Source organism: Pseudomonas sp. GW456-12-1-14-TSB6, assembly GCF_059424205.1.
Genome location: NZ_JBWKZE010000007.1, coordinates 174,814 through 198,767, shown reverse-complemented (window position 1 = coordinate 198,767; position 23,954 = coordinate 174,814). Strand labels below are relative to the sequence as shown.

The following is a 23,954-nucleotide window of genomic DNA, read 5'->3' as shown; positions in this document are numbered from 1 at the left end:
AACCCGTTATTCAACACCAGTGGAGTCACCCAACATGCGTTTCAAACTTGCTGTCGCCACCCTCGCCTTGCTGTCCCTCCCTGTTGGTTCAGCGATGGCCGACAGCTTTTGGCGTAACGTCATTTCGTCCGGTGCCACCACCGGCTCGACCTACCTGACCTTCAAGGATCACAAACTGATCGTTGCCGCCCAGGACGATGCCGGCAGCTTCGTCGCCAGCGACGGCGGTATCCGTGGCCCGTACCTGGAAGCGGCGATGCAGAAAGTCCGCGCCGACAACCCGGGCCTGCAGGCCACCGATATGGAACTGGCGAACGCGATCCTGGCGAAGAATGCCGTGGCGTCGGAATAAGAGGCTCAAAAAAAATGCCGCTCGACATGAGCGGCATTTTTTTGCCCGCTGATCAGCGGTAATCGTCCACCGGCACGCAAGCGCAGAACAGGTTGCGGTCGCCGTAGACGTTATCCACCCGGTTCACTGCCGGCCAATACTTGTGCGCCTTGGTGTGTGCATCCGGCGTGATGCCCTGCTCGATGCTGTACGGCCGCTCCCACACGCCGGTGATATCGGCCAGGGTATGCGGCGCCCGTTTGAGCGGGTTGTCCTCGGCCGGCCAGTTGCCGTTCTGCACCTCGGTGATTTCTGCGCGGATGCTCAGCATCGCGCCGATGAAGCGATCCAGTTCGGCCTTGGACTCGCTCTCGGTCGGCTCGACCATCAAGGTGCCTGGCACCGGGAATGACATGGTCGGCGCGTGGAAGCCGTAATCCATCAGGCGCTTGGCGACGTCTTCCTCGCTGATGCCGGTGGCAGCCTTGAGTGGCCGCAGATCCAGAATGCATTCGTGGGCGACCCGCTCGTTGCGGCCGGTGTACAGAACGGGGAAAGCACCGGATAGATGCTGCGCCAGATAATTGGCCGCGAGGATCGCCACCTCGCTGGCATCCGCCAGTTGCGGCCCCATCATCGCGATGTACATCCAGCTGATCGGCAGAATGCTCGCACTGCCCCACGGCGCGGCACTGACCGCTCCGTTCTGCGGTTGCGGCCCGTCGATCGGCACCACCGGATGGTTGGCAACGAACGGCGCCAGATGCGCACGCACACCAATCGGCCCCATGCCCGGCCCGCCTCCGCCGTGGGGTATGCAGAAGGTCTTGTGCAGGTTCATGTGTGACACGTCGGCGCCAATGTCCGCCGGCCGCGCCAACCCGACCTGGGCATTGAGGTTGGCGCCGTCCATGTACACCTGGCCGCCGTGCTGGTGGATAACTTCGCAGATTTCGCTGATGCCTTCCTCGTACACACCATGAGTCGACGGGTAGGTCGCCATCAGGCACGACAGCTTGGCCCCGGCCTCGGACGCCTTGGCTTTCAAGTCCTCCAGATCGACGTTGCCGGCGTCGTCACACTCGACAATCACCACGCGCATCCCGGCCATCTGCGCCGAGGCCGGGTTGGTGCCGTGGGCCGAAGAAGGAATCAGGCAGATGTCGCGCCCACCCTGCTGGCGGCTCTCGTGATATTTGCGGATCGCCAGCAACCCGGCGTACTCGCCCTGGGCGCCGGAGTTGGGCTGCATGCAGATCGCATCGAACCCGGTGATAGCGCACAGCCAGCGCTCCAGCTCTTCGATCATCAGCGTGTAACCAACGGCCTGCTCCCGGGGCACGAACGGGTGCAGGTTGGCGAATTGCGGCCAGGTGATCGGGATCATCTCGCTGGTGGCGTTGAGTTTCATGGTGCAGGAGCCCAGCGGAATCATCGACTGGTTGAGCGCCAGATCCTTGTTCTCCAGTTGCTTGAGGTAGCGCAGCATCTCGGTTTCGCTGTGGTGGGCATTGAACACCGGGTGGCGCAGGTAAGGCGTGCTGCGTTGCAGCGTGTCGGGAATGCCGGAGGCCAGCGTTTCAGCGTCGAGATCAGCGACGTTCAACCCGTGATCGGCGCCCAGCAGTACATCGAACAGTCTGGCCACGGTGCTTTCATCACAGGTCTCGTCAAGGCTCAGACCCAGTCGACCACGACCGAGGATGCGCAGGTTGATCTGCGCGGCCCGAGCGCTTTCGATGATCGCGGTTTGCGCCCCGCCCACGTCCAGCGTGAGGGTGTCGAAGAAGTGTTGGTTGAGGCGCTGGATGCCATGGCGCTCAAGCCCGGCGGCGAGAATGCAGGTCAATCGGTGCACGCGCTGGGCGATTCGTTTCAGTCCTTCCGGGCCGTGATAGACCGCATAGAAACTGGCGATGTTGGCCAGCAAGACCTGGGCGGTGCAGATGTTCGAATTGGCCTTCTCCCGACGAATATGCTGCTCGCGGGTTTGCAGGGCCATGCGCAGCGCGACGTTGCCACGGGCATCTTTCGACACGCCGATGATCCGCCCGGGAATCGCTCGTTTGTATTCCTCGCGACTGGCGAAAAACGCCGCGTGCGGGCCGCCGTAACCCATCGGCACCCCGAAGCGCTGGGATGAGCCGAACACCACATCGGCACCCAGTTCGCCCGGCGGGGTCAGCAGCAACAGACTCAACAGGTCGGTCGCCACGCAGGCCAGCGCCTGCTGCGCGTGCAGGTGATCGATCAAGGGTCGCAGGTCACGGATCTCGCCGTGGGTGTCGGGGTATTGCAGCAGCGCGCCGAATACCTGGTGCTGCTTCAAGTTATCCACAGCGTCGACGATCAACTCGAAGCCGAAGCCTTCGGCGCGGGTCTGCACCACGGAAATGGTTTGTGGATGACAGTTTTCGTCGACGAAGAACAGATTGCTTTTCGACTTCGCCACGCGCTTGGCCAGGGCCATGGCTTCCGCGGCGGCGGTGGCTTCATCGAGCAGCGAAGCGTTGGCCAGTTCAAGGCCGGTGAGGTCAATGGTCAATTGCTGAAAGTTGAGCAACGCTTCGAGCCGACCCTGAGCGATTTCCGGCTGGTAAGGCGTGTAGGCGGTGTACCAGCCGGGATTTTCCAGCACGTTGCGCAGGATGACGGTCGGCGTCAGGGTGCCGTGGTAGCCCATGCCGATCAGGCTGGTCCAGACCTGGTTCTGCTCGGCATAACCGCGCAGTTTGGCCAGCGCTGCCTGCTCGTCCAGCGCCGGCGGCAGGTCCAGCTCGCGGTTGAGGCGAATGCCCGGCGGCACGGTCTGTTCGATCAGTTCGACCCGGCTGCCGAGGCCGAGGCTGTCGAGCATCGCCTGCTGCTCGGCGGCATCGGGGCCGAGGTGGCGGCGCAGAAAGGCATGGGGATCGCGTAACTGGCTCAGGGATGGCAACTGGGACATGACGGGCTCTCTCTTGGCTGGCGGCTCGGCGTCAATGCAACACGGTCAAACCAGCATAGCAGCCACCCCGACGGCAAAAGTCCCGGGCAGAAAAAAGCCCCGACGGGTCGGGGCTTTGGGGGCTGGCGTGCAGCTTATTCGCCGATGGCAGCCTTGTAGCCGGCAGCGTCAAGCAGCTTGTCCAGCTCGGCCTTGTCGCTTGGCTTGAGCTTGAAGATCCACGCGGCGTACGGATCGTTGTTCAGTTCTTCCGGCGAACCGGCCAGGTCTTCGTTGACGGCAATCACTTCGCCACCGACCGGGGAGTAGATGTCGGAAGCGGCCTTGACCGACTCGACGACACCGGCGGTATCACCGGCGGCGAACACCTTGCCCACTTCTGCCAGCTCGACAAACACCACATCACCCAACGCTTCCTGGGCGTGATCGCTGATGCCCACAGTGACGGTGCCGTCGGCTTCCAGGCGCGCCCATTCATGACTTTCGGCAAAACGCAGTTCAGCTGGGATGTTGCTCATGCTCGGTGTCCTCAAGAAATTGTCAGCGGTCGTGCCCGCCGGAAAAGGTTTAGATCAGGGTTTTACCATGGCGTACGAAGGTCGGTTTGACCACGCGTACCGGATACCACTTGCCACGGATTTCCACTTCGGCGCGGTCGGCAGTCGCCATCGGTACACGCGCCAGGGCAATCGACTTGCTAAGCGTAGGAGAGAAACTACCACTGGTGATCTCCCCTTCGCCAACATCAGCGATACGAACCACCTGATGAGCCCGCAAAACCCCGCGTTCCTCAAGCACCAGACCGACCAGTTTGTGCTCCACGCCGGCGGTTTTTTCCGCTTCCAGCGCATCGCGACCGATGAACCGACGCGTGGCCGGCTCCCAGGCGATGCTCCAGGCCATGTTCGAGGCCAGTGGCGAAACGTCCTGGTGGATGTCCTGACCGTAAAGGTTCATGCCGGCTTCGACCCGCAGCGTGTCGCGAGCGCCGAGGCCAATGGGGGAAATACCGGCGCCCACCAGATCGTTAAAAAATCCGGGGGCCTGATCGGCCGGCAGGGCAATTTCCAAACCGTCCTCACCGGTGTAGCCGGTGCGCGCAATGAACCAGTCGCCGTCGACGTGGCCCTCGAAAGGCTTGAGCATCTGGATCAGGTTGGCGCGGGACTGGCTCACCAGTTCGGCAATCCTGTGCCGGGCATGGGGCCCTTGAATGGCGAGCATCGCCAGCTCGGAGCGTTCGGTCATCTGAACATCGAAGCTGCCCAACTGTGCCTGCATCCAGGCCAGATCCTGATCGCGAGTGGAGGCGTTGACCACCAGACGATAACCGTCTTCGAGGCGGTAAACGATCATGTCGTCGACGATGCCGCCGCGCTCGTTGAGCATGGTGCTGTACAACGCACGGCCGGGGCTGTGCAGGCGTTCGACGTCATTGGCCAGCAAATGCTGAAGCCAGGCCTTGGCCTGGGGGCCGGTGACATCGATCACGGTCATGTGGGAAACATCGAACACCCCGCAATCGCGACGCACCTCGTGGTGCTCCTCGACCTGCGAGCCGTAATGCAGGGGCATGTCCCAACCGCCAAAATCGACCATCTTCGCGCCGAGGGCGAGATGCAGGTCATACAGAGGCGTACGCTGTCCCATGGGTTTCTCCTTCCGGGCGTGGCGAAGGTGCGGAGCGCTGCTGCACGGTTCGGAAAACCCTGTAAAAAAGGGCCTTCAGCCGATTTCAGCGACAGGGTCTGTCAGACGGACCGCACCGAATGCCGCGCATTGTAGCCGCATGATTCAGGACTGACGACTAAGTGTTTCTGTGCGCCGAGCGTCGGATCAAACCGATGACCGGCAACAGACCGACCAATACCAGGGTCAGCGCCGGCAACGACGCCCTTGCCCATTCGCCTTCGCTGGTCATTTCGAAGATCCGCACCGCCAGTGTGTCCCAGCCAAACGGGCGCATCAGCAGGGTGGCGGGCATTTCCTTGAGCACGTCGACGAACACCAGCAGCGCGGCGCTGAGCGTGCCGGGCAGCAGCAACGGCAGATACACTTTGAAAAACAGTCGCGGCCCACTGACACCCAGGCTACGTGCCGCTTCAGGCAAAGAAGGCCGTATACGCGCCAGACTGCTTTCCAGCGGCCCATAGGCCACGGCCACGAACCGCACCAGATACGCCAGCAGCAACGCCGCCAGACTGCCCAGCAGCAACGGCTTGCCCGCCCCGCCAAGCCAGCCGGACAGCGGAATCACCAGCTCCCGGTCCAGATAGCTGAACGCGAGCATGATCGACACCGCCAGCACCGAGCCCGGCAAGGCATAACCGAGATTGGCCAGACCGACTGCGGAGTTGATCGTCCGGGTCGGCGCCAGACGCCGGGCGAAGGCCAACAACATCGCCACGCTGACTGTGATCAACGCGGCCATGCCGCCCAGATACAGCGTATGGAGAATCAGCCCGGCGTAGCGCTCATCCAGGTCGAAGCGCCCGCGCTGCCAGAACCAGACCACCAGTTGCAGCACCGGAATGACAAATGCACAGGCGAACACCAGACCGCACCAGCCGGTCGCCGCCCAGGCCTTGGGCCCGCGCAGGTGATACAGCGCCTTGACCCGTGGCCGCTCGTTACTCGCCCGATTGGCGCCGCGCGCGCGACGTTCACCGTACAGCACCAACATCACCACCAGCAGCAACAGGCTGGCCAGTTGCGCAGCGCTGGGCAGACTGAAAAAGCCGTACCAGGTCTTGTAGATCGCGGTGGTGAAGGTGTCGAAGTTGAACACCGACACCGCGCCGAAATCCGCCAGCGTTTCCATCAGCGCCAGCGCCACACCAGCACCGATGGCCGGCCGCGCCATCGGCAATGCCACGCGCCAGAACGCTTGCCACGGTGACTGACCGAGCACTCGCGCCGCTTCCATCAGGCCCTTGCCCTGCGCCAGGAACGCGGTGCGCGCCAATAGATAAACGTAGGGATAAAACACCAGCACCAGCACCAGAATCACGCCACCGGTGGAGCGCACTCGCGGCAGGCGCAGGCCGCTGCCGAACCATTCGCGCAGCAGGGTTTGCACGGGGCCTGCGAAGTCCAGCAGTCCGACGAAGACGAATGCCAGCACGTAGGCCGGGATGGCGAACGGCAGCATCAGCGCCCAGTCGAGCCAGCGGCGGCCGGGGAATTCGCAAAGGCTGGTGAGCCAGGCGAGGCTTACGCCCAGCAGGGTTACGCCGATGCCTACGCCGAAGACCAGTGTCAGGGTGTTGCCCAGCAGGCGTGGCATCTGGGTTTCCCAGAGGTGCGACCAGATCTGGTGATCGATGGTTTGCCATGAGAGCAGGAGCACGCTGAGGGGGAGCAGCACCAACGCGGCGATGGCGAAGACGATGGGGTACCAGCGGCGTTGGGCGGGGTGGGCCAAGGAAACAGTCTCGTTCAAATGATTGTGCCCACGCTCTGCGTGGGCACACATTCTGTGACGCTCCGCGTCACGCTGTCGATGATGCGACGCAGAGCGCCGAGGGCTGCATTCCCACGCAGACGGTTCGACGTGGGAACGATCAAACAGTGCTGTCAGGAATGACTCAGTTCCAACCCGCCCGATCCATCATCCGGATCGCTTCAGCCTGACGCTTGCCCGCCACTTCAACCGGCAGCGTATCAGCCACGAACTGTCCCCACGCCGCCACTTCTTCCGAAGGCTTCACCGCTGGATTGGCCGGGAACTCCTGGTTCACGTCGGCAAAGATCTTCTGCGCCTCAGGCGTGGTCATCCACTCGACCAAAGCCTTGGCCGCTTCCGGGTGCGGCGCATGTTTGGTCAGGCCGATGCCCGACAGGTTGACGTGCACACCACGATCCGCCTGGTTCGGCCAGAACAGTTTCACCGGCAGTTCCGGCTTCTGCTTGTGCAGGCGACCGTAGTAGTAGGTGTTGACGATGCCGACGTCGCACTGGCCGGCGTTGATCGCTTCCAGCACCGCGACGTCGTCGGAGAACACGTCGGTGGACAGGTTGTTGACCCAGCCCTTGAGGATCTTCTCGGTCTTTTCGGCACCGTGGACTTCGATCATGGTGGCGGTCAGCGACTGGTTGTAGACCTTCTTCGCCGTGCGCAGGCACAGGCGACCTTCCCAGTTCTTGTCGGCCAGTGCTTCGTAGGTGGTCAGTTCGCCCGGTTTCACCCGTTCGGTGGAGTAGGCGATGGTCCGTGCGCGCAGGCTCAGGCCGGTCCAGGCGTGGCTGGACGAGCGATATTGCAGGGGAATGTTGGTGTCGATGGTTTTCGAGGTGAACGGCTGGAGAATGCCCATCTGCTCGGCCTGCCAGAGGTTGCCGGCATCGACGGTCAGCAGCAGGTCGGCGGTGGCGTTCTCGCCTTCGGCCTTGATCCGCTGCATCAGCGGCGCTTCCTTGTCGGTGATGAACTTGATCTTCACCCCGGTCTTGGCGGTGTAGGCATCGAACACCGGCTTGATCAGCTCATCGATACGCGAGGAGTAGACCACCACCTCGTCGGCGGCCTGGGCGGCAGTGCTGCCGATCAGGGTCAGGGCCAGTGCGGTCAGAACACGCTTGGATGCCAACATGGGAGCGGTCTCTCGGTCGGGAAAAGTGGCCCAAATGATAAGGACTCACATTTACCAGCTCAATCGAACACTTTCCCAAGGAGTTACCAGATGTTGCACAACATTTGTCAGGCCTTGGCCAAGGCCGGCAAGTCCCCGGTCAGCCCCAATGCTTCGCGCACGAACAACGCCTTGGCCTCAGGCATCTGCTCGACGATTTTCAGTCCGGTGTTGCGCAGCCAGCGCAGCGGCAGCGGATCGGCCTGGAACAGCCGCTCGAAGCCTTCCATCGCCGCCATCAGTGCCAGATTGTGCGGCATGCGCCGGCGTTCGTAGCGGCTCAGGACTTTCACGTCCGCCAGGCGTTCGCCGCGTTCGTTGGCCTGCAACAAGACTTCGGCCAGCACCGCGGCGTCAAGGAAGCCGAGATTCACGCCCTGCCCCGCCAACGGGTGAATGGTGTGTGCGGCATCGCCGATCAGCGCCAGGCCTTCGGCCACGTAGCGCTTGGCGTGACGCTGACGCAGCGGCACACACAGGCGCGGGTCGGCGCTGATGACCTCGCCGAGGCAACCTTCGAACGCGCGCTCCAGCTCGCGGCAGAAATCCGCCTCATCCAGCGCCATCAGCCGTTCGGCTTCGCTCGGTGTGGTCGACCAGACGATCGAGCACCAGTCCTGCTGCCCGTCACGCTCCAGCGGCAGAAACGCCAGCGGCCCGTGATCGGTGAAACGCTGCCACGCGGTCATGCGGTGCGGCTTGCTGCTGCGCACGCTGGTGACGATGGCGTGGTGCAAGTAATCCCATTCGCGGGTGGCGACGCCGGTCAGACGGCGCACCGCGGAGTTGGCGCCGTCCGCCGCGATCACCAGCGGCGCGCGCAAGGTGCGGCCATCGGCCAGGGTCAGCAGCCAGTCGTCACCGGAACGGCGCATCTGCTCCAGCCGCGCGTTGGCCAGCAGGCCCAGGTCGCAATCGTGCAGACGGTCGAGCAAGGCATCCTGGACCACGCGGTTTTCGACAATGTGGCCGAGCACCTCGGCGTGCACGCTGCTGGCCGAGAAGTGAATCTGGCCGGTGCCGCTGCCGTCCCAGACGTGCATGTCGGTGTACGGGCTGCTGCGTCGGTTGACGATGCCGTCCCATACGCCGAGGCGATCGAGGATCCGCTGGCTGGCTGCCGACAGCGCGCTCACCCGCGGCTCGAACGGCGCATCGCCGTCGAAGGGTTTGACGCTCAGCGGGCTGCCGTCGAGCAACAGGACTTCCAGCCCGCTGCCCTGCAACGCCAGCGCCAGGGCACTGCCGACCATTCCGGCTCCGACAATCAGCACATCCGCGCGCATTTCCATGCTTTAAGCCTGTCTCGCTGGCGGCTTGAGCCGCACGTAAAGGGTTTTACCGACCCGCGCCACCAGGTTGCCGGCGCCGTCATGAATGTCGACCTGCAACTGCGGCAGGTATTTCTCGCCACTGGCGGTCTGCCGACGGATCTCGTCGAGCAGGGTGTCGTCGATGTTGAACCGGGCGAACACCGGGCCTTTGCCCGGCGATATGAAATCAATGTCGGCAGCCTTGTCCCAGACAATGTACTTCGAGCCGAGATTCTCCATGAGCATCAACATGAAGAACGGGTCGACCATCGAATACAGACTGCCGCCGAACTGGGTGCCAACGTAATTGCGGTTGTACCAGCCCAGGCCCATCGAGACCCGGATGTCACGAAAGTCATCGCTGATGTGCTGCACCCGGACACCGGCGCCGAAGTACGGCGGGTAGAGCGTCATGATCCAGCGCATCAGCCGCGCCTTGCCAAACCGTCTGATCAGCCACTCACGCATCCGGCCGCGTCCCCAGTCCCATGGCCTGACGGGCGAACCAGCGTTTGGCCGGCGGCAGCAGATCAAGGCCGAGCAGACCGATGTTGCGCCCCAGCGATACCAGCGGCTGGGTACTGCCGAACAGGCGCGTGACCTGATCGGAGAAACCGACGGTGAGGTCCTGATCGAGGCGCTGACGCTCGCGATAGGCCTGCAACGTGGCGAAATCCCCCAGCGGTTTGTCGCTGGCCAGCAGCGCGGCGGCCAACGCATCGGCATCGCGCAGGGACAGGTTGAAACCCTGCCCGGCAATTGGGTGCAGGCTGTGGGCGGCGTTGCCGAGAACGGCCAGATGCGAACGCACCTGCTCTTCCGCCTCCACCAGCGACAGCGGATACAGATGCCGCGCGCCAACCTGTTTCAGAGTGCCGAGACGGTAGCCGAACACACCTTGCAGCTCGCTGAGGAAATCACGCTCGCTCAGGTCGGCCAGACGTTGCGCGTCCATGCCCAGACGGGTCCAGACCAGCGCGCAGCGGTTTTCCGGCAGCGGCAGCAGCGCCATCGGGCCTTCGTCGGTGAAGCGCTCGAACGCCATGCCGTTGTGCGCTTCGCTCGGGGTGATGTTGGCGATCAGCGCGCTCTGGTTGTACGGGCGCTTGCGCACGTTGATGCCCAGTTGCTCGCGCAGACCGGAACGGCCGCCATCGGCGAGCACCGCCAGATCGCATTCGACCGTGGTTTCATCGTTGAGGGTCAGCCGATAGCCGTCGGGCAGCGGCTCCATGCGGGAAACTTCCGCCGGGCAGCGCCAACTGATCACGTCTTTGTCGAGGTGCTGCCACAGGCACTGGCCGAGCCAGGCGTTTTCAACGACATAGCCGAGCGCCGGAACGCCCTCTTCCATCGCCGACAGGCGAGCAGTGGAGAACCGACCACGGTCGGACACGTGAATCTGTTTGATCGGCTCGGCGCGGCGGGAGATTTCCTGCCACACGCCCAGCCGCTGATAAATCTGCCGCGAACCGAAAGACAGCGCCGAGGAACGCGCGTCGTAGCTCGGCTGCCAGGTGTCACCGGGGGCGAACGGTTCGATCAGCACGATCTTCCAGCCACGGGCCTTGGCCCCGGCCTGCAAGGCCAACGCCAGACTGGCGCCGACCAGACCACCACCGATGATTGCCAGATTGACCCGACTCATGCCGCGCAGGTCCGTGCTTGCGCCATCAGGGCTTCGATCTCGGCGACGGTTTTCGGCACGCCGCCGGTCAGGATTTCACAACCGCTCTTGGTCACTACCACGTCATCCTCGATGCGCACGCCAATGCCGCGCCATTTCTTCGCTACGTTCTGATTGTCCGGGGCGATGTAGATGCCCGGCTCCACCGTCAGCGCCATGCCGACTTCCAGCACCCGCCATTCGCCGCCGACCTTGTATTCGCCAACGTCATGCACATCCATCCCGAGCCAGTGACCGGCGCGGTGCATGTAAAACGCCTTGTAGGCCTCGGAGGCGATCAACTCGTCGACTTCGCCCTGCAACAACCCCAGCTTCACCAGCCCGGTGGTGATGACCCGAACCGTGGCTTCGTGCGCCTGGTTCCAGTGTTTGTTCGGAGCGATTTCGGCGAATGCCGCTTCCTGCGAAGCCAGCACCAGTTCGTAGATCGCTTTCTGCTCGGCGGAAAACTTGCCGTTGACCGGCCAGGTGCGGGTGATGTCGCTGGCGTAGCAGTCGATCTCGCAACCGGCGTCGATCAGCACCAGATCGCCGTCCTTGAGCAGCGCGTCATTCTGCTGGTAATGCAGGATGCAGCTGTTGCGCCCGGCAGCGACGATCGAACCGTAGGCCGGCATCTTCGCCCCGCCCTTGCGGAACTCGTAATCCAGTTCGGCTTCGAGGCTGTACTCATACAGCCCGGCCCGGCTGGCCTGCATCGCCCGGATGTGGGCCTGGGCGGAAATCCGCGCGGCCTCGCGCATCACCTTCACTTCTGCCGCCGATTTATACAGGCGCATGTCGTGCAGCAGGTGATCCAGGGCAACGAATTCGTTCGGCGGCTGGGCGCCGAGGTGCGCCTTGGAGCGGATCACGTTGATCCAGTCCATCAGGTGGCGGTCGAATTCCGGGTTGCTGCCCATGGCCGAATACACCCGGTCGCGGCCTTCGATCAGGCCCGGCAGGATGTCGTCGATGTCGGTGATGGGGAAAGCGTCATCGGCGCCGAAATCGCGGATCGCGCCTTCCTGGCCGGCGCGCAGGCCGTCCCAGAGTTCGCGTTCGGCGTTGCGTTCACGGCAGAACAGCACGTACTCGCCGTGTTCGCGACCGGGCATCAGGACGATGACCGCCTGTGGCTCGGGGAAACCGCTGAGGTACTGGAAGTCGCTGTCCTGGCGATAGACGTGCTCGACGTCGCGGTTGCGGATGGCGACCGCGGCGGCCGGCAGGATCGCGATACTGTTGGGTTCCATCTGCGCCATCAGCGCCTTGCGGCGCCGGGCGTATTCCGCTTTCGGGATATGGATCATGGGCAGATGGCTTTCCCTGGCACGCGATCAGTGCAGCGACGGCTTGGCCGCTGGCGGCACGTCGGCCTTTTTGGTTTCGGAGAACAGCAGCAGCGGAGCGACACGCAGGTACTCCATGACTTCCATATAGTCGCTTTCGCCGTCTTCGGATTCTTCCAGTGCGTCTTGCACCTGGGAGATCGCTGCAAGATCCTGCAACACTTCCGTGGCCTCGGTGCTCAGCATGCTGCTGTCGCGGCAGTTCAGGCCGAACCCGGTGAGGAAGCCCTGGCACCATTCGCCCAGCGCGGCGGCACGCTCGGCCAGAGGCGTGTCATCGTTCGGCAACAGCAGAACCACGGTGACGTCATCGCCGGTGAGTTCGCTCTTGACCATTTCCTGCAGACCAATCAGCGCGTTGCGGACGTTGTCCTGCGGCTCGCTTTCGAGCAGTTCGGCGGCATCGATCAGCCACTCTTCGGCATTGAAGCCGGCGCCAGCGCAACTGCGGCCCAGCAACAGGCCGTGCAGTTCGGCAGGCGAAACGGAGTGACCGCTGAAGTTCAGCAGGGTGGCAAAGCCTTGGTACGGGGAATTCTGAATGGGCATGGGCAGCTAGGCGCCAGACGGCGCTATGTCTAGAATGAAGGCCTTGTATCCTACATCGACAGACTCGCCAAGACCATTAAAGGCTGTCCGCCAGCCAAACCCATCAGACCGAATCAGTGGACACAATGGAAGACACCGACCTGCAAGCGCTGATGGCCAGACTCGAACTGCTGATTACCCGAGTCGAGCAACTAAAGAGTCAAAATGCACTCTTACTTGCTCAGGAAAAGACCTGGCGCGAGGAACGCGCGCACCTCATTGAAAAAAACGAAATCGCCCGGCGTAAGGTCGAATCGATGATTTCGCGCCTCAAGGCCCTGGAGCAAGACTCATGAGTTCAAGCAATAGCGTTACCGTGCAGATCCTCGACAAAGAGTATTCGATCATCTGCCCCCAGGAAGAGCGCAGCAATCTGATCAGCGCCGCCCGCTACCTGGACGGCAAGATGCGCGAGATCCGCAGCAGCGGCAAAGTCATCGGCGCCGACCGCATCGCCGTGATGGCCGCGCTGAACATCACCCACGACCTCTTGCACAAAGAAGAGCGTCCGGACATCCAGGCCAGCGGTTCGACCCGTGAACAGGTGCGTGACTTGCTCGATCGTGTCGATCTGGTGCTGGCGACCGATCCGGACGTCACCAAGGGCTGATTCGCCAGGCCGCTTGAGTTATACTCGCCGCACTCCCTGGGGTGCTTGCCAGTTGACGATGTCCCTGAGCCGATTTGCACTACCCTGGGGGTTGCACGTTGGGCTGGTGTGCATGTCCGCCAGACGGAAAGCCTTAAAGCCTACTGCATCCTCCACCTTGAACTCTCGGGTTCAAGGGCTAAGTCGACAGCGGCTCATCCGGGGAGCCTGATTCGAATCCGATGCCGGTGCATGCCGGCATCGGATTTTTTATGCGTACGTTTTCGTCCCACCCTGCCGAAGCCGAACCATGACCGAACCCGCGTTGCTGCCCCGCCCCCAACTGCGCCGCCTGCTGCGTAAGGCCCGCCGCTCGCTGACGCGAAGCGAACAACGCCAGGCCGCCGAAGGCCTGTATAAACAACTGGCACAAAACCCGCACTTTCGCCGGGCGAAACACATTTCCCTGTACCTGCCCACCGACGGTGAAATCGACCCGCGCCTGTTGCTCAGCGCTGCCCAGCGTCGCGGCAAGAAAACCTACCTGCCGGTGCTCAGTGCCTGGCCACGGACCAAAATGGTCTTTCAGCAGATCCGCCCCGGCGAAAAGCTCAAACCCAACCGTTTCCGCATTCTTGAGCCGCGCGCCAATCTGGCCCGTCAGCGCAAGGTCTGGGCACTGGATCTGGTGTTGTTGCCCTTGGTGGGATTCGACGATGTCGGCGGACGCCTGGGCATGGGCGGCGGATTTTACGATCGCAGCCTGGCCTATCTGGCCCGACGCCAGAACTGGCGCAAGCCGACGCTATTGGGACTGGCCCATGAATGTCAGAAAGTCGAACGGCTGGCGCAGGCGAGCTGGGATGTACCGTTGCAGGGAACGGTGACGGACAAGGCGTGGTATTTCGCAGGATAGACGCCGCGCGGATCAACGGCGTCGAAAAGGCAGTTTCAGCGCTTGAAGGCTGTCGACTGTTGTACTTGTTGCGCCACTTCAATCGGTGCATCGGCCTTGTTGGCCCACAGACTTTGCGCATAACCGGTGGTCACGACGCCCAGACCGAACAAAATTACCAAAGTCCACAGCAAATCCGGTTTGCGTTTCATCGATTGCCCCCCTCAAGGCACATCATCACGATGACAGCAGCGGTTTCCATTCGTAGGCCGTGCAGCAGCGTCAAGCTTTAAAGGCCGGCATTTTGCGACAACGTGAACCGTCGCGCAAATGCTGACGTCAACCGACCGTCGGTTTGTCATAAAATTGCCGGACAACCTGCCCAATGACCGCTTGAGGAGCACACACCATGGCCTACTGGCTGATGAAATCCGAGCCCGACGAGCTCTCGATCAAGGGCCTGGAAAAGCTCGGCAAAGCGCGCTGGGACGGGGTTCGCAACTATCAAGCGCGCAATTTCCTGCGGGCCATGGCGGTCGGGGATGAATTCTTTTTCTACCATTCCAGCTGCCCGGAGCCGGGGATTGCCGGAATCGGCAAAATAATCGAAGCCGCGTACCCGGATCCCACCGCACTGGAACCGGAAAGCCATTACTTCGATCCGAAAGCCACGCCGGAGAAAAACGCCTGGAGCGCGATCGATGTCGCCCACGTAGAGACATTCAACCGGGTCTTGAAGCTGGATTATCTGAAGCAGCAGACCGCGCTGGCCGAGATGCCGCTGGTGCAAAAAGGTTCGCGGCTGTCGGTGATGCCGGTGACTGCCGAGCAGTGGGCGGCGGTTATCGCGTTGAAACCCTGAGTCATCCTTCGCCTGACAAAATGCCTTCGCGGGCAAGCCAGCTCCCACAGGGATTTTTAGTGAACACATAATTTGTGACCACCAGAAATACCTATGGGAGCTGCGGTGCGACGATTCGACTTGCCAGCGATGGGAACCGCCCGGACAACGAATGCCTTACTGAATGATCAGGTTGTTGAATAACAGGTCTTCAACCACCGGCTTGCCGGTCTCGTCGTTCATCACTTGCTGGGTCTGTTTCAAGGCTTCCTGACGCAGTTTTTCCTTGCCCTCGATGCTGCCCATCGCATCGGTGGTCTGCTGAGTGAACAGCGCCACCAGCTGATTGCGGATCAGCGGTTCATTGGCCTTGACCAGTTTGGTCGCCTCTTCACCGGTCACTCGCAGTGCCACGTCGGCCTTGTAGACCTTGAGTTTCGGGGTGCCATCCAGCCCGTAGTTGCCCACGAACGGCGGGCTCAGGGTGATGTAGTTGACCTTCGGCGCCTCGCCCTCTTTGGCTTCTTCGGCCAGCGCTGCCACAGGCAGAGACAGGGCCAGCAACAACATGATCCACGCTTTCACAATTCGCTCCTTATCCGGTTTGCGGCCTAGCATAACGACCCGCCGCGCAAGCACAAGCTTATGGCGGACTATCAGGGCCGGGCATGCTCGTTGACCCGTTGACTGCCACACCTACACTTATCGGCCATCACTCCCAAAGGAATAGCCCTGATGAAAGCCGTGCTGTGCAAAGCCTTCGGCCCTGCCGAATCGCTGGTGCTGGAAGACGTCGCCAGTCCTGTCGCCAAGAAGAACGAAATCCTGCTGGACGTGCACGCCGCCGGGGTCAACTTCCCGGACACGCTGATCATCGAGGGCAAGTACCAGTTCAAGCCGCCCTTCCCGTTCTCGCCGGGTGGCGAAGCCTCCGGCGTGGTCAGCGCGGTGGGGGAAAAGGTCAGTCACCTGAAAGTCGGTGACCGGGTCATGGCACTGACCGGCTGGGGCAGCTTCGCCGAGCAGGTCGCAGTGCCGGGCTACAACGTGCTGCCGATCCCGCCATCGATGGATTTCAACACCGCCGCCGCCTTCAGCATGACCTACGGCACGTCGATGCACGCCCTCAAGCAGCGCGGCAATCTGCAACCAGGCGAAACCCTGCTGGTACTCGGCGCCTCCGGCGGCGTTGGCCTGGCCGCCGTGGAAATCGGCAAAGCCATGGGCGCGCGGGTGATCGCCGCCGCCAGCAGCGCGGAAAAACTCGCGGTGGCCAAGGCTGCCGGGGCAGACGAACTGATCAACTACAGCGAAACCAGCCTCAAGGACGAGATCAAGCGCCTGACCGACGGCCAGGGCGCCGACGTGATCTACGACCCGGTCGGCGGCGACCTTTTCGATCAGGCTGTCCGCGCCATCGCCTGGAACGGCCGCCTGCTGGTGGTCGGTTTCGCCAGCGGCCGCATTCCCGAACTGCCGGTCAACCTCGCCCTGCTCAAAGGCGCTGCGGTACTCGGCGTGTTCTGGGGCTCCTTCGCCCAGCGCCAGCCGCAGGACAACGCGGCGAATTTCCAGCAATTGTTCGGCTGGTTTGCCGAGGGCAAGCTGAAGCCGCTGGTGTCGCAGGTCTATCCGCTGGGCAATGCCGCGCAGGCGATCAATGATCTCGGGCAGCGCAAGGCTGTAGGCAAGGTTGTGGTGCAAGTGCGCTGACCTGCTCGGGCGACCCGGAATTGATGCCCACTTCCGGATCGCCCCTCAGAACATTCCAGGCTGCAAATGTGCCGGCAGCCTCAAACAGAAAGCACCTTCTGCATTGCTCGCAGGACATTTCTCAAACCTGCGTCCTGCAAAATCCTGAAACCCGGCAGGAAGCTGCGGAGGTAACCATTCCCACAACGCCCTGCACTTATATCTGAGCGACATGTTCATAAAGGAACGTGCGACATCCAACATTTCCACTGTTTTGCCGATGGGAAGCGGTGCTATTTTCGGTAACGAAACTGTAACATTCGCATCCGCAGTCAAAACAAGAAATCTGGAGCTCTTGAATGTTTGCTTTCTTTCGTCCTGCCGCACATCAGGCTCCATTGCCTGAAGAAAAAATCGACAGCACCTACCGACGCCTGCGTTGGCAGATCTTCGCCGGCATCTTCTTTGGCTATGCGGGTTACTACCTGCTGCGCAAGAACTTCTCGCTGGCCATGCCGTACCTGATCGACGAAGGCTACAGCCGTGGCGATCTGGGTCTGGCGATGTCGGCAATCGCCATCGCGTACGGTCTGTCCAAGTTCCTCATGGGCCTGGTGTCCGACCGCTCCAACCCGCGTTACTTCCTGCCGTTCGGCCTGCTGGTATCGGCCGGGGTCATGTTCATTTTCGGTTTCGCGCCTTGGGCAACCTCCAGCGTGACCATGATGTTCATCCTGCTGTTCATCAACGGTTGGGCCCAGGGCATGGGCTGGCCGCCGAGCGGACGCACGATGGTGCACTGGTGGTCGCAGAAGGAACGTGGCGGCGTGGTGTCGGTGTGGAACGTGGCGCATAACGTCGGTGGCGGTCTGATCGGCCCGCTGTTCCTGATCGGCATGGGCCTGTTCAACGACTGGCACGCAGCGTTCTACGTCCCGGCCGCCGTGGCTCTGGCAGTAGCGGTGTTCGCTTTCGTGACCATGCGTGACACCCCGCAATCGGTCGGCCTGCCGCCGATCGAGAAGTACAAGAACGACTACCCGGAAGGCTACGACGCCAGCCACGAAGACGAATTCAGCGCCAAGGAAATCTTCGTCAAATACGTGCTGCGCAACAAAATGCTCTGGTACATCGCCATGGCCAACGTCTTCGTCTACCTGCTGCGCTACGGCGTGCTGGACTGGGCGCCGACCTACCTGAAAGAAGCCAAGGGTTTCACCGTGGATAAAACCTCGTGGGCCTATTTCTTCTACGAGTGGGCGGGGATTCCGGGCACGCTGCTGTGCGGCTGGATGTCGGACAAGATCTTCCGTGGCAACCGTGGCCTGACCGGTATGGTGTTCATGGCATTGGTGACCGTCGCGACCCTGGTGTATTGGCTTAACCCGGCCGGCCACCCGACCATCGACATGATCGCTCTGTTCTCCATCGGCTTCCTGATCTATGGCCCGGTGATGCTGATCGGCCTGCAGGCGCTGGAACTGGCGCCGAAGAAAGCCGCCGGCACTGCCGCAGGCTTCACCGGTCTGTTCGGGTATCTGGGTGGTTCGGTCGCGGCCAGTGCAGCGATGGGCTACACCGTGGACCACTTCGGCTGGGATGGCGGTTTCGTGCTGCTGGTGGGCGCTTGCCTGCTGTCGATGGCCTTCCTGGCCCCGACCCTGTGGCACAAGCAAGTCGCCAGTCAGAGCCGCGAAGCAGTCGCCTGATCAGCCTTTGACTTACAGCGCTTGAGCCGCGCCTCCAGATTCCGGTCTGGCATGGCGTGGCTGCGCAGGGCGAGAGCGGTCTGCTCGACATAATCGCGAGTCGTGCCGTACCGCCCGCAAGCGCTTTCGAACACCTGGCTCAGCACATGATCCGGCAAGTTGCCGGCATAGCTGGGCAGGTGTCGCTCCAATACGAATCCCAACGCCTGAACCTGGCTGCCATCTTCGAGTCGGCAGTTGAGCCAGTGTGGCCGATAGGACGGGAACGGCATTTCGCGTTTCCACAACGCATACAGCGCGCTGTCCAGATTGTCTTCCGGCAACCGGTAGGCGAAGCCGCTGCACGAGCCGCCACGATCCAGACCAAAGACCAGACCCGGCATTTCCGGCGTGCCGCGATGCTCGTGGGACCACAAGTACAAGCCACGGTGATAGCCATGCACGCGCCCACGCACCCGCTCCACGGCTGTGCATTCCGGCCGCCAGATCAGCGAACCGTAGGCGAACAGCCAAACCGGCCCGCCCTTGTGGCGTGCCATGGTCGATTGCATGGATGCGAGAAGTTGTTCGTGCGTCAGCTGCGGCCCAAGATCGAGCCGCGGAGGGTAAGCCAGGTTCAGAAAAGCGTTTTCAATGGCGCTCATGGCGAATAGCGTTCAGCTCCCCGCGGGTGAAGAATTACTTAATAGAACGCACCGCTGTAACAATAAGGCACATATGTTTTAAGGCAATTTGAGTGCCATGGCACAGTTCTTAATTGATTGCCTGTTTGATATATAACCTACCGGCATTTATGCAATTACATAAATACCGATCGGCTATATGAAGAGTTATAACGGACTCAGGCGCGGGGTGCGTAAGCAAACACATCCGCACGCATCTGATGGGCATCCATCCCCGCTTCCACCAGCGCATCCAGCGTGCCGTAGACCATGGCCGGCGAGCCGCTGGCATAGACGTGCAACGGTTTCAGATCAGGGAAATCCTCGCACACCGCTTCGTGCAACATCCCGCAGCGCCCCTCCCAGCCGCACTGGTCACTGACGACTTTGTGCAGGAACAGATTGGGCAATTTCAGCCATTCGTCCCAATGTTCGATTTCGTAGAAATCTTCCGGACGACGCACGCCCCAATATAAGTGCACCGGATGTTTGAAGCCCGAAGCCCGGCAATGTTCGATCAGGCTGTGGATCTGACCCATGCCGGTGCCGGCGGCGATCAGCACCAGCGGCCCGTCCGGCAGTTCCGCCAGATGGGTGTCGCCGAACGGCAGTTCGACCCGCACCATCGGGTTGCGCCTGAGCTGATCGATCAGGCTCAGCGCACTGGATTCGCGCGCCAGCACATGGATTTCCAGATCGCGACCGCCGTGGGGCGCCGAGGCCATGGAGAACGCCGACTTCTCACCGTTCTCGCGCTCGATCATCAAATACTGGCCAGCGTGGTAGCGCGGCGGTTTGCCGGCCGGCGCCCGCAGACGCACACGAAAGGTATCGCCACCGACGTCCCGGCATTCGATGACCTGACACGACACGCTACGCACCGGCAGTTCTCCCAGCGCGAGCACGCCATCCCACAGCACGATGCAGTCTTCCAGCGGCTCCGCTATGCAAGTGTAGAACTCACCGTGGTCGTGCACCTTGCCGGCCTGTTGGACCCGGCCTTCCACCAGCAGCGCCGCGCACACGTGACAATTGCCGTTGCGACAGCTTTGCGGGCATTCGTAGCCCAGGCGCCGCGCACCATCGAGAATCCGCTCTCCGGGCTGTATCTCGAGCACCGCTCCGGAGGGCTGCAGGGTTACACGCATCAATCTATTCCTAACTGATTCCAGATGGCATCGATCCGTTGAGTGACGGCATCATCCTTGACGATGACGCGGCCCCACTCGCGAGTGGTTTCGCCCGGCCACTTGTGGGTGGCGTCCAGGCCCATCTTCGAGCCGAGTCCCGACACCGGCGAGGCAAAGTCGAGGTAGTCGATCGGCGTGTTGTCGATCATCACCGTGTCGCGCTTGGGGTCCATGCGCGTGGTGATGGCCCAGATCACGTCGTTCCAGTCACGCGCGTTGATGTCGTCGTCGGTGACGATAACGAACTTGGTGTACATGAACTGTCGCAAAAACGACCAGACACCCAGCATCACGCGCTTGGCGTGGCCCGGATACGACTTCTTCATCGTCACCACGGCCATGCGGTACGAGCAGCCTTCCGGCGGCAGGTAGAAGTCGGTGATCTCCGGAAACTGCTTCTGCAGGATCGGCACGAACACTTCGTTCAGCGCCACGCCGAGAATCGCCGGCTCATCCGGCGGACGGCCGGTGTAGGTGCTGTGGTAAATCGGTTTGATCCGGTGGGTGATGCGCTCGACGGTGAACACCGGGAAGCTGTCGACTTCGTTGTAGTAACCGGTGTGGTCACCGTACGGGCCTTCGTCGGCCATCTCGCCCGGATGGATCACGCCTTCAAGGATGATTTCGGCAGTGGCCGGCACTTGCAGGTCGTTGCCACGGCACTTCACCAGCTCCGTGCGACTGTCGCGCAGCAGACCGGCGAAGGCGTATTCGGAGAGGCTGTCCGGCACCGGAGTAACGGCGCCGAGAATGGTCGCCGGATCGGCACCGAGGGCCACGGACACCGGGAACGGCTGGCCCGGGTGCTTCTCGCACCACTCACGGAAATCCAGCGCACCGCCACGGTGGCTGAGCCAGCGCATGATGACCTTGTTGCGGCCGATCACTTGCTGACGGTAGATGCCAAGGTTCTGCCGATCCTTGTTCGGACCTTTGGTGACCGTCAGGCCCCAAGTGATCAGCGGCGCCACGTCGCCCGGCCAGCAGGTCTGCACCGGCAGCATCGCCAGATCGACGTCGTCGCCTTCTATGACCACTTCCTGGCACGGCGCGTCCTTGATGACTTTCGGCGCCATCGCAATGATCTTGCGGAAGATCGGCAGCTTCGACCACGCGTCCTTCAAACCCTTCGGCGGCTCCGGTTCCTTGAGGAACGCCAGCAGCTTGCCGATTTCGCGCAGCTCGCTGACCGACTCGGCGCCCATGCCCATGGCCACCCGCTCGGGCGTGCCGAACAGGTTGCCGAGCACCGGGATGTCGTAACCGGTCGGCTTCTCGAACAGCAGCGCCGGGCCCTTGGCCCGCAGCGTGCGGTCGCACACCTCGGTCATTTCCAGCACCGGCGAAACGGGAATCTGGATGCGTTTCAACTCTCCGCGCTGCTCAAGCTGCTGCACGAAATCCCGAAGATCCTTGAATTTCATTGACGATGGCACCCTCAAAATAGGCGTACATCCTACCTGCTATGCCGGTCGCTGGCAGCCCGTCACTGCTTACTTGGCTGCATTCGCCTGACCTTTTCCCAGATTTGCCCTCGCCTGCAGGTCGACAAACAGCGGTTCGAGGATCGGCGCAACGAAACGCGCGCCGACCTCCGACAGGTGATTGTCATCGGTGTACAGTGAGTACCCACCGAGCTCGGCACGGCACAGACCGCTTTCATCGCACAGCTTCGGCGCCGGATCGACCACGCGTACCGCCGGGTCTTTCGCCAGCTCGGCGAACAGCTGACTGATGAAGGCCTGGCGCTTTTGGTGTTCGGCGACATTCAGCCCGACGTCATCCACCGGACGATCCAGCATCGCCAGTCGCGTCAGACGGTACGGCGGACTGAAAGCCTGCAACGGCGCCTCTTTCACCAGCCAGACCCGATGCCCGCCCGCACGCAATTGCGCCACTCGCGCGCGCAGACCGTCAGCCAGACGCTGCTCGGCGACGGCACGGTCGTAGTGCCCGTCAGGCGTTCTCAAGACATGGCCCAGATCACCTCTGGCATCGCCATAGAGATACAGACTCCAGCGCGCAACCAGCACCACATCACTGACGGTTTGCGGTTTGATTGCCTGCACCACACGTTGGTTGAACCGCGCGCAGCGGGCGTCATGCTCCAGACCTTCCACCGGTATGCACCCCGGCGAACTGGCGAGGATCACACTGACGCCATGGGCTTGCGCACCATCATCGAAGACCGGAATCAACGCCGTGGCATGACTGTCGCCCCAGACCAGCGCTCGCGAAGCCTGGTTCTGCAGACCGTAATGACAGAACAACTTGTCATCCGGGGTCTTGTCGTCCGCCAGACATGCCATCAACTCCGGCCGCCACTCGCGCCCCTTGGCGTATTGCAATGCCTGATCGGACAGGCGCCACGGCAGGCCGTCGGTCCAGCGCAGGGTTTGCCCGGCCAGTCCGATTATCAGCACGCCGAACGCACCGGCGATCAGAATCTGCCGACGTCCGGCCAGCAAGCGCCGCTCGCGGAACGGCGTCTCGACGAATTTCCACGACAGATAACCCAGCACCAGGGTCAGCAGAATAAACCCGGCGCTGTCGAAGGCGCTCGGCTCGTCGACGCTGGCGTAGCTGGAAAACACGAACACCGGCCAGTGCCACAAGTACCAGGAATAGGAAATCAGACCCAGACCTACCATGACCCGACTGCTCAAGAATTGACCTACCCAGGTCTGGCGATGACCGTTGGCCAGGATCAACAGCACCACGCCAAGCACCGGCAGCAATGCGGCCGCACCGGGGAACGGCGTACGTTTGTCGAAACCGAACACCGCCAACAGAATCAGGCCCATGCCGAGCAGGCTCAACAGTTGCGCGGCCATCGGCTTGAGGCGCCAGGCATGCTTCGGTGCGATCGCCAGCATCGCCCCCGCCAGCAGCTCCCATGCGCGCATCGGCAGCAGGAAGAAGGCTTTTTCCGGATGGTGGTGGACCGCCCAGACGCTCAACCCGAATGAAACAAGCAGCACGCCGAACAGCGCCAGCCGCCAGTGCTTCAAGCGGCTCGACATCAGGGTCAGCAATAGCGGGAAGACAATGTAGAACTGCTCCTCTACCGCCAGTGACCAAGTGTGCAGCAGCGGTTTGAGATCCGAGGCGACATCGAAGTAGCCGTCCTGGCGCATGAACAGGATGTTCGAGACAAACAGCACCTGATAGCGCACCGAGCGCCCGAGTTCTTCGTAGTCCTTGGGCGCCATCAGAAACCAGCCCACCGCCAGCACCGCGATGATCATCGCAAACAGCGCCGGCAGGATCCGCCGCGCACGCCGCGACCAGAACTCGACGAAACTGAACCGGCCGGCCTGGCGCTGGTTCCAGATGATCGAGGTGATGAGGTAACCGGAGATCACGAAAAACACGTCCACACCGACAAAACCGCCGGTAAACCCAGGGACGCCAAAATGGAACAGCACCACGGCTATCACCGCGACTGCCCGCAAGCCGTCGATATCCCTTCGATAAGCGAGTGTGCTCATAAATCTTTAATGCCAATCAGATGGTTATTTTGTACAGCATCGAACGCTGCTTCTTGT

At 62.0% G+C, this 23,954-nt stretch carries 23 protein-coding genes and 1 other RNA gene; 8 read left to right on the top strand and 16 right to left on the bottom strand.

Features of this window, described 5'->3' with window-relative positions:
• The first annotated feature begins 34 nt into the window (after positions 1-34).
• On the top strand, positions 35-352 hold the full coding sequence (locus AC07Y2_RS09105) for a DUF2388 domain-containing protein (protein ID WP_039765367.1): 318 nt from the start codon (positions 35-37) through the stop codon (positions 350-352).
• A 52-nt stretch (positions 353-404) separates the two neighbouring features.
• Here the strand turns inward: AC07Y2_RS09105 and gcvP are convergent, their stop codons facing one another.
• The 10 genes from gcvP to AC07Y2_RS09055 form a co-directional block, all read right to left on the bottom strand.
• Positions 405-3,278 (bottom strand): aminomethyl-transferring glycine dehydrogenase, encoded by a 2,874-nt coding sequence (gene gcvP / locus AC07Y2_RS09100; RefSeq protein ID WP_103385900.1) that lies wholly within the window; start codon positions 3,276-3,278, stop codon positions 405-407.
• Between the two features lie 134 nt (positions 3,279-3,412).
• Positions 3,413-3,796 (bottom strand): glycine cleavage system protein GcvH, encoded by a 384-nt coding sequence (gcvH, locus tag AC07Y2_RS09095; protein ID WP_103385899.1) that lies wholly within the window; start codon positions 3,794-3,796, stop codon positions 3,413-3,415.
• Positions 3,797-3,845: 49 nt separating this feature from the next.
• A complete protein-coding gene (gene gcvT, locus AC07Y2_RS09090) occupies positions 3,846-4,928 on the bottom strand; it encodes a glycine cleavage system aminomethyltransferase GcvT (protein ID WP_103385898.1) in 1,083 nt (360 codons plus the stop codon).
• Between the two features lie 157 nt (positions 4,929-5,085).
• Positions 5,086-6,702 (bottom strand): ABC transporter permease, encoded by a 1,617-nt coding sequence (locus AC07Y2_RS09085; RefSeq protein WP_039765360.1) that lies wholly within the window; start codon positions 6,700-6,702, stop codon positions 5,086-5,088.
• A gap of 163 nt (positions 6,703-6,865) precedes the next feature.
• Positions 6,866-7,870: an extracellular solute-binding protein gene (locus AC07Y2_RS09080; RefSeq protein WP_007951802.1), complete on the bottom strand. Its 1,005-nt coding sequence runs from the start codon at positions 7,868-7,870 to the stop codon at positions 6,866-6,868.
• Between the two features lie 107 nt (positions 7,871-7,977).
• Positions 7,978-9,195 (bottom strand): 2-octaprenyl-3-methyl-6-methoxy-1,4-benzoquinol hydroxylase, encoded by a 1,218-nt coding sequence (locus AC07Y2_RS09075; RefSeq protein ID WP_178082846.1) that lies wholly within the window; start codon positions 9,193-9,195, stop codon positions 7,978-7,980.
• Between the two features lie 9 nt (positions 9,196-9,204).
• Positions 9,205-9,690 (bottom strand): DUF4442 domain-containing protein, encoded by a 486-nt coding sequence (locus AC07Y2_RS09070; protein WP_103385897.1) that lies wholly within the window; start codon positions 9,688-9,690, stop codon positions 9,205-9,207.
• A complete protein-coding gene (gene ubiH / locus AC07Y2_RS09065; protein ID WP_011336470.1) occupies positions 9,683-10,870 on the bottom strand; it encodes a 2-octaprenyl-6-methoxyphenyl hydroxylase in 1,188 nt (395 codons plus the stop codon). Before ubiH ends, AC07Y2_RS09070 begins: the two co-directional genes overlap by 8 nt.
• Positions 10,867-12,201, bottom strand: coding sequence for a Xaa-Pro aminopeptidase (pepP, locus tag AC07Y2_RS09060; RefSeq protein WP_039765352.1), 1,335 nt, complete (start codon positions 12,199-12,201; stop codon positions 10,867-10,869). Before pepP ends, ubiH begins: the two co-directional genes overlap by 4 nt.
• Before the next feature lie 27 nt (positions 12,202-12,228).
• On the bottom strand, positions 12,229-12,789 hold the full coding sequence (locus AC07Y2_RS09055) for a YecA/YgfB family protein (RefSeq protein WP_103385896.1): 561 nt from the start codon (positions 12,787-12,789) through the stop codon (positions 12,229-12,231).
• 125 nt (positions 12,790-12,914) lie between these two features.
• On the opposite strand from AC07Y2_RS09055, the gene AC07Y2_RS09050 reads away from it, so the two are divergent.
• The 4 genes from AC07Y2_RS09050 to AC07Y2_RS09035 all read left to right on the top strand — a co-directional run bounded on the left by AC07Y2_RS09050 (position 12,915) and on the right by AC07Y2_RS09035 (position 14,333).
• Entirely contained in the window at positions 12,915-13,124 is a 210-nt protein-coding gene (locus tag AC07Y2_RS09050; RefSeq protein WP_007940359.1) for a TIGR02449 family protein, read from the top strand.
• The gene (locus tag AC07Y2_RS09045; protein WP_039765346.1) at positions 13,121-13,438 is read left to right on the top strand and encodes a cell division protein ZapA; all 318 of its coding nucleotides are present in this window, start codon (positions 13,121-13,123) and stop codon (positions 13,436-13,438) included. Before AC07Y2_RS09050 ends, AC07Y2_RS09045 begins: the two co-directional genes overlap by 4 nt.
• A gap of 30 nt (positions 13,439-13,468) precedes the next feature.
• Positions 13,469-13,647: non-coding RNA, 6S RNA (gene ssrS / locus AC07Y2_RS09040), on the top strand.
• A gap of 80 nt (positions 13,648-13,727) precedes the next feature.
• Complete coding sequence (locus tag AC07Y2_RS09035) at positions 13,728-14,333, top strand: 5-formyltetrahydrofolate cyclo-ligase (RefSeq protein WP_039765344.1); 606 nt, start codon at positions 13,728-13,730, stop codon at positions 14,331-14,333.
• Between the two features lie 35 nt (positions 14,334-14,368).
• Here the strand turns inward: AC07Y2_RS09035 and AC07Y2_RS09030 are convergent, their stop codons facing one another.
• Positions 14,369-14,524: a hypothetical protein gene (locus tag AC07Y2_RS09030; RefSeq protein WP_007911192.1), complete on the bottom strand. Its 156-nt coding sequence runs from the start codon at positions 14,522-14,524 to the stop codon at positions 14,369-14,371.
• Between the two features lie 197 nt (positions 14,525-14,721).
• On the opposite strand from AC07Y2_RS09030, the gene AC07Y2_RS09025 reads away from it, so the two are divergent.
• Complete coding sequence (locus AC07Y2_RS09025) at positions 14,722-15,174, top strand: EVE domain-containing protein (protein ID WP_103385895.1); 453 nt, start codon at positions 14,722-14,724, stop codon at positions 15,172-15,174.
• 156 nt (positions 15,175-15,330) lie between these two features.
• Here the strand turns inward: AC07Y2_RS09025 and AC07Y2_RS09020 are convergent, their stop codons facing one another.
• A complete protein-coding gene (locus AC07Y2_RS09020) occupies positions 15,331-15,738 on the bottom strand; it encodes a flagellar basal body-associated protein FliL (protein WP_007951814.1) in 408 nt (135 codons plus the stop codon).
• Between the two features lie 150 nt (positions 15,739-15,888).
• On the opposite strand from AC07Y2_RS09020, the gene AC07Y2_RS09015 reads away from it, so the two are divergent.
• Together AC07Y2_RS09015 and glpT are read left to right on the top strand one after the other, a co-directional pair.
• Positions 15,889-16,866 (top strand): NADPH:quinone oxidoreductase family protein, encoded by a 978-nt coding sequence (locus AC07Y2_RS09015; RefSeq protein ID WP_039765341.1) that lies wholly within the window; start codon positions 15,889-15,891, stop codon positions 16,864-16,866.
• Positions 16,867-17,204: 338 nt separating this feature from the next.
• A complete protein-coding gene (gene glpT, locus AC07Y2_RS09010) occupies positions 17,205-18,554 on the top strand; it encodes a glycerol-3-phosphate transporter (protein WP_039765339.1) in 1,350 nt (449 codons plus the stop codon).
• Here the strand turns inward: glpT and AC07Y2_RS09005 are convergent.
• The 4 genes from AC07Y2_RS09005 to AC07Y2_RS08990 form a co-directional block, all read right to left on the bottom strand.
• On the bottom strand, positions 18,530-19,198 hold the full coding sequence (locus AC07Y2_RS09005; protein ID WP_103385894.1) for a gamma-glutamylcyclotransferase: 669 nt from the start codon (positions 19,196-19,198) through the stop codon (positions 18,530-18,532). The genes glpT and AC07Y2_RS09005 overlap by 25 nt on opposite strands.
• A gap of 197 nt (positions 19,199-19,395) precedes the next feature.
• Complete coding sequence (locus AC07Y2_RS09000; protein ID WP_103385893.1) at positions 19,396-20,364, bottom strand: CDP-6-deoxy-delta-3,4-glucoseen reductase; 969 nt, start codon at positions 20,362-20,364, stop codon at positions 19,396-19,398.
• A complete protein-coding gene (gene ubiD / locus AC07Y2_RS08995; protein ID WP_064379935.1) occupies positions 20,364-21,830 on the bottom strand; it encodes a 4-hydroxy-3-polyprenylbenzoate decarboxylase in 1,467 nt (488 codons plus the stop codon). Before ubiD ends, AC07Y2_RS09000 begins: the two co-directional genes overlap by 1 nt.
• A gap of 69 nt (positions 21,831-21,899) precedes the next feature.
• Positions 21,900-23,897: an acyltransferase family protein gene (locus AC07Y2_RS08990; RefSeq protein ID WP_039765332.1), complete on the bottom strand. Its 1,998-nt coding sequence runs from the start codon at positions 23,895-23,897 to the stop codon at positions 21,900-21,902.
• Between the last annotated feature and the right edge of the window lie 57 nt (positions 23,898-23,954).

Excerpts from the sequence above, each read along its gene's own strand:
- AC07Y2_RS09105 (WP_039765367.1), top strand. The coding sequence starts at position 35 with ATGCGTTTCAAACTTGCTGTCGCCACCCTCGCCTTGCTGTCCCTCCCT.
- gcvP (WP_103385900.1), bottom strand. The coding sequence starts at position 3,278 with ATGTCCCAGTTGCCATCCCTGAGCCAGTTACGCGATCCCCATGCCTTT.
- gcvH (WP_103385899.1), bottom strand. The coding sequence starts at position 3,796 with ATGAGCAACATCCCAGCTGAACTGCGTTTTGCCGAAAGTCATGAATGG.
- gcvT (WP_103385898.1), bottom strand. The coding sequence starts at position 4,928 with ATGGGACAGCGTACGCCTCTGTATGACCTGCATCTCGCCCTCGGCGCG.
- AC07Y2_RS09080 (WP_007951802.1), bottom strand. The coding sequence starts at position 7,870 with ATGTTGGCATCCAAGCGTGTTCTGACCGCACTGGCCCTGACCCTGATC.
- AC07Y2_RS09075 (WP_178082846.1), bottom strand. The coding sequence starts at position 9,195 with ATGCGCGCGGATGTGCTGATTGTCGGAGCCGGAATGGTCGGCAGTGCC.
- AC07Y2_RS09070 (WP_103385897.1), bottom strand. The coding sequence starts at position 9,690 with ATGCGTGAGTGGCTGATCAGACGGTTTGGCAAGGCGCGGCTGATGCGC.
- ubiH (WP_011336470.1), bottom strand. The coding sequence starts at position 10,870 with ATGAGTCGGGTCAATCTGGCAATCATCGGTGGTGGTCTGGTCGGCGCC.
- pepP (WP_039765352.1), bottom strand. The coding sequence starts at position 12,201 with ATGATCCATATCCCGAAAGCGGAATACGCCCGGCGCCGCAAGGCGCTG.
- AC07Y2_RS09055 (WP_103385896.1), bottom strand. The coding sequence starts at position 12,789 with ATGCCCATTCAGAATTCCCCGTACCAAGGCTTTGCCACCCTGCTGAAC.
- AC07Y2_RS09050 (WP_007940359.1), top strand. The coding sequence starts at position 12,915 with ATGGAAGACACCGACCTGCAAGCGCTGATGGCCAGACTCGAACTGCTG.
- AC07Y2_RS09045 (WP_039765346.1), top strand. The coding sequence starts at position 13,121 with ATGAGTTCAAGCAATAGCGTTACCGTGCAGATCCTCGACAAAGAGTAT.
- AC07Y2_RS09035 (WP_039765344.1), top strand. The coding sequence starts at position 13,728 with ATGACCGAACCCGCGTTGCTGCCCCGCCCCCAACTGCGCCGCCTGCTG.
- AC07Y2_RS09030 (WP_007911192.1), bottom strand. The coding sequence starts at position 14,524 with ATGAAACGCAAACCGGATTTGCTGTGGACTTTGGTAATTTTGTTCGGT.
- AC07Y2_RS09025 (WP_103385895.1), top strand. The coding sequence starts at position 14,722 with ATGGCCTACTGGCTGATGAAATCCGAGCCCGACGAGCTCTCGATCAAG.
- AC07Y2_RS09015 (WP_039765341.1), top strand. The coding sequence starts at position 15,889 with ATGAAAGCCGTGCTGTGCAAAGCCTTCGGCCCTGCCGAATCGCTGGTG.
- glpT (WP_039765339.1), top strand. The coding sequence starts at position 17,205 with ATGTTTGCTTTCTTTCGTCCTGCCGCACATCAGGCTCCATTGCCTGAA.
- AC07Y2_RS09005 (WP_103385894.1), bottom strand. The coding sequence starts at position 19,198 with ATGAGCGCCATTGAAAACGCTTTTCTGAACCTGGCTTACCCTCCGCGG.
- AC07Y2_RS09000 (WP_103385893.1), bottom strand. The coding sequence starts at position 20,364 with ATGCGTGTAACCCTGCAGCCCTCCGGAGCGGTGCTCGAGATACAGCCC.
- ubiD (WP_064379935.1), bottom strand. The coding sequence starts at position 21,830 with ATGAAATTCAAGGATCTTCGGGATTTCGTGCAGCAGCTTGAGCAGCGC.
- AC07Y2_RS08990 (WP_039765332.1), bottom strand. The coding sequence starts at position 23,897 with ATGAGCACACTCGCTTATCGAAGGGATATCGACGGCTTGCGGGCAGTC.